At 74.9% G+C, this 3,771-nt stretch carries 1 protein-coding gene; it reads left to right on the forward strand.

The genetic code is table 11. The annotated features are described in order from the left end of the window. The coding region (locus PUR71_RS00300) for a type I polyketide synthase (protein ID WP_329924257.1) at positions 1-3,771 on the forward strand (3,771 nt) is incomplete at both ends.

The following is a 3,771-nucleotide window of genomic DNA, read 5'->3' on the forward strand; positions in this document are numbered from 1 at the left end:
GGCCTGGTCCTGACCGCCGGTCAGGGCAACTACGCGGCGGCGAACGTCTTCCTCGACGCCCTCGCCGCCCACCGCCGCGCCATCGGCCTGCCGGCCACCTCGATGGCCTACGGCCTCTGGGACGTCGGCGCCGGCCTCGGCCGCGACCTCGCGGACGTCGACCGGGCGCGGATGGCGACCCAGGGTGTCCCCGTCCTCGACCACGCGACCGGCCTCGCCCTCTTCGCCGCGGGTCTGCGCAGCGAGCGCGCCGCCGTCGTCCCGATCCGGGTCGACGTCGCCGCCCTGCGCACCCGCACCGACGAGGTCCCCGCGCTCCTGCGCGCCCTCGCCGCGCCGCGCAGGCGCGCCGAACTGCCCACGAGCGGGCGTGCGGCCGAGGCCGGCCTGGCCGGGCGCCTCGCCGGGCTGGGGGAGGCCGAGGGCCGGCGCCTGGCGCTGGAGCTCGTGCGGACGGAGGTGGCCGCCGTGCTCGGCCACGCCTCCGCCGAGGCGATCGCGCCCGAGCGCGCGTTCCAGGAGCTCGGCTTCGACTCCCTCGCCGCGACCGACCTGCGCAACCGCCTCAACAAGCGCACCGGCCTGCGCCTGCCGGCCACGCTCGCCTTCGACTTCCCCAACGCGCGGGCCGTCGCCGAGCACCTCCTCGACCTGGCCGGCGCGGGCACGCGGGCGACGCCGACGACTGGCCCCTCCGTCCGCCCGCACACCTCCGACGAGCCGATCGCGATCGTCGGCATGGCCTGCCGCTACCCCGGCGGCGCGACCACGCCCGAGGAACTGTGGCGGCTGCTGGCCGACGGCGTCGACACCGTCACCGGACTGCCGACCGACCGCGGCTGGGACATCGAGCACCTCTACGACCCCGAGCCCGGCAAGGAGGGCCACAGCTACACCCGCCACGGCAGCTTCCTCCACGACGCCGGCGACTTCGACCCCGGCTTCTTCGGGATCTCCCCGCGCGAGGCCCTCTACATGGACCCGCAGCAGCGGCTCCTGCTGGAGACCTCGTGGGAGGCGCTGGAGGGCGCCGGCATCGACCCGCTGTCCCTGCGCGGCAGCCGGACGGGCGTCTTCGCGGGCGTCATGTACCACGACTACGCGCTCAACACGAACCCCTCGGGCACCAGCGGCGGCAGCGTCGTGTCCGGTCGGGTGTCGTACACCCTGGGACTGGAGGGCCCGGCGGTGACCGTCGACACGGCCTGTTCCTCCTCGCTCGTCGCCCTGCACCTGGCCGTCCAGGCGCTGCGCAGCGGCGAGTGCTCGCTGGCCCTCGCGGGTGGCGCGACGGTGATGTCGACGCCGGGCATGTTCATCGAGTTCTCGCGGCAGCGGGGTCTGTCGGTGGACGGGCGCTGCAAGGCGTTCGCGGGTGCGGCGGACGGCGTCGGCTGGTCCGAGGGCGTCGGCGTGCTGCTCGTCGAGCGGCTGTCCGACGCGGAGCGGAACGGGCACCGGGTGCTCGCGGTCATCCGCGGCACGGCCGTCAACCAGGACGGCGCGAGCAACGGCTTCTCGGCGCCGAACGGCCCCTCCCAGCAGCGGGTGATCCGCCAGGCCCTGGCGAGCGCCGGGCTGTCGGCCGCCGACGTGGACGCCGTCGAGGCCCACGGGACGGGGACGACGCTGGGTGACCCGATCGAGGCGCAGGCGCTGCTCGCGACCTACGGGCAGGACCGTGAACTCCCGCTGCTGCTGGGCTCGATCAAGTCGAACATCGGGCATGCGCAGGCGGCGGCCGGTGTGGCCGGCGTGATCAAGATGGTGCTGGCGATGCAGCACGGGGTGCTGCCGAAGTCGCTGCACATCGACCGGCCCTCGCCGCACGTCGAGTGGTCGCAGGGCGCGGTCGAGCTGCTCACCGAGCGCACCGACTGGCCGGCGACCGGCCGTCCGCGCCGGGCGGGTGTGTCCGCCTTCGGCATCAGTGGGACCAATGCGCACGTGATCGTGGAGCAGGGCCCGGATTCGGTGGCCGAACCCGTCGGGGATGGACGGGAGTCGGGCACGCTGCCGTGGCTGATCGCCGCGGCGACGCCGGAGGCCCTGCGGGTGCAGGCCGAGCGGCTCGCGGCCTTCGTCGGTGCCCGGCCGGAGCTCGAGGCGCTGGACGTCGCCCACTCGCTGGTCGCGACGCGGCCGGCGCTGGAGCACCGCGCGGTGCTGCTCGGCGCGGACCGTGAGGAGCTGTTGGCCGGGCTGGAGGCGCTGAGCCGGGGCGAAGTGGCTCCTGGGGCGGCCGTCTCGTCCGCTCGGGCGGGTGGGGCGACGGCGTTCCTGTTCTCGGGGCAGGGCTCGCAACGGCTGGGAATGGGAAGGGAGTTGTATGCCCGGTTCCCGGTGTTCGCCCGGGCCTTCGACGAGGTGTGCGCGGGGCTGGATCCGGCCCTGCGCGAGGTGCTGTGGGGTTCGGATGCGGAGCTGCTGAATCGCACGGAGCACGCCCAGGCCGGGTTGTTCGCCGTCGAGGTGGCGCTGTACCGGCTGGTCGAATCGCTGGGCGTCCGGGCGGAGTTCGTGGCGGGGCACTCGATCGGTGAGGTGGCCGCGGCGCACGTGGCGGGGGTGTTCTCGCTCGCTGATGCCTGCGCTCTGGTGAGTGCTCGTGGCCGTCTGATGCAGGCGTTGCCGGCGGGTGGTGTGATGCTGGCGGTGCAGGCGACGGAGGACGAAGTCCTGCCGTTGCTGGGCGAGTTCGTGTCGATCGCCGCGATCAACGGGCCGCGCTCGGTCGTCGTGTCCGGGGCGGAGGAGGCTGTCGCGGCGATCGAGGCGCACTTCGCCGAGCGCAGGACGACGCGGCTTCGGGTCTCGCACGCGTTCCACTCGCCGCTGATGGACCCGATGCTCGCGGACTTCCGTGAGGTCCTCGACGGGCTGATGTACAACGCGCCGTCGATCCCGCTGGTCTCCAACCTGACCGGCGCGCTCGCCGAGGGCCTGACAGAGCCCGAGTACTGGGTGCGCCACGCGCGTGAGGCGGTCCGCTTCGCCGACGGCGTCCGCACCCTCCACGAGGCCGGCGTCCGCCGCTACCTCGAACTCGGCCCCGACACCGTCCTGTCCGGCCTGGTGCAGGGCGTCCTGGACGACCCGACGGCCGCCGGCACGTGCGTCGTGCCCGCCCTGCACGCGGACCGCGACGAGGAGGCGGGCCTGGTCGGCGCGCTCGGCCGGCTGCACGCGGCCGGGGCGGAGGTGGACTGGTCCGTCCTCTTCGCCGGCACCGGCGCCAGGACGGTGGACCTGCCCACCTACGCGTTCCAGCACCGCCGGTTCTGGCTCGACGCGACGACCCCGCTCGGTGACCTGGGCGCGGTCGGCGTGGGCGCCTTCGAGCACCCGCTGCTCGGCGCGGCCGTCGACCTGTCCCACACGGACGGGTTCCTCCTCACGGGCCGGCTGTCGCTGGACTCGCACCCGTGGCTGGCCGACCACCGGGTCCTGGACACCGTCCTGGTGCCGGGCGCGGCGCTGGTCGAGCTCACCCTGCGGGCCGCGGCCGAGGTCGGGTGCGCGCTGGTGGAGGAGTTGACGCTCGCGGCACCGCTGGTGCTGCCCGAGCACGGCGCCGTCCAGCTGCACGTGCGGGTCGGCGGCCCGGACGCCTCGGACCGGCGCGAGGTGACGATCCACTCCCGGCCGGACGGGGATCCGGAGGCCGGGTGGGTCCAGCACGCGTCCGGTGCGCTGGCCGTCGGTGGTGGCGTGGAGGCGGAGGCCTTCGACGTCTGGCCGCCGGCCGGCGCGGAGGCGCTGCCGGTGGAC

This window comes from Streptomyces sp. SP17BM10, assembly GCF_036322405.1.
Lineage (GTDB): Bacteria > Actinomycetota > Actinomycetes > Streptomycetales > Streptomycetaceae > Kitasatospora.